Genomic DNA, 657 nt, shown 5'->3' with positions numbered 1-657 from the left:
CCATATTTGAGTGATGCAAACATGACAGCCATCGCAGCAGAAATCGAACGCTTTAACCGCCTGAGTGCTACTTGGTGGGACAGCCGTGGACCCATGCGGCCCCTACACGTTGTTAATGCCTTGAGGCTTGACTTCGTAGTCGAACAAGTTTCCTCGCATTTGAATCGAGACAGATCCAATGCGCTAGATGGGCTGAGAATTTTGGATGTGGGATGCGGCGGCGGCTTGATGTCTGAAGCGCTGGCTCGCTACGGAGCTAACGTCGTTGGCGTGGATGCTTCACCAGGAAACGTCGCTGCTGCTCGCCTGCACGCTCAATCGCAGAATGTAACAGTCGACTATCGGCTCGGAGAACTCGCCGAAGTACTTTCCCCAAACGAGCGTTTTGACGTGGTGCTCGCGCTTGAGGTGGTCGAACACGTGAGTGACGTACCCGCATTTTTGGCCGCCGCCGCTGACCGTCTCGCCCCAGGCGGCATCTTCTTTGTCTCCACCATCGATCGTACTTTCAAGAGCTTTGCAGTAGCCATAGTTGGAGCTGAATACCTGCTGCGAGTTCTTCCGCGCGGCACCCATCAGTGGTCAATGTTTGTGAGTCCCGAAGAGTTGCAGTCTGCTTTGGCTCCCTCGAAATTAAACATGAATAACCTGCGCGGC

1 protein-coding gene is annotated in these 657 nt (G+C 54.6%); it reads left to right on the top strand.

Translation table 11 applies throughout. The features are described from left to right. Positions 1 to 21: 21 nt before the first annotated feature. Positions 22 to 657: bifunctional 2-polyprenyl-6-hydroxyphenol methylase/3-demethylubiquinol 3-O-methyltransferase UbiG (gene ubiG, locus B472_RS16795; protein WP_050995496.1), on the top strand; the 636-nt coding region annotated here is incomplete at its 3' end.

The organism is Limnohabitans sp. Rim28 (genome assembly GCF_000293865.2).
Classification (GTDB): domain Bacteria; phylum Pseudomonadota; class Gammaproteobacteria; order Burkholderiales; family Burkholderiaceae_C; genus Limnohabitans_A.
Note: the sequence above shows the minus strand (reverse complement) of the source record. Positions and strands in the feature narration are given on the sequence as shown.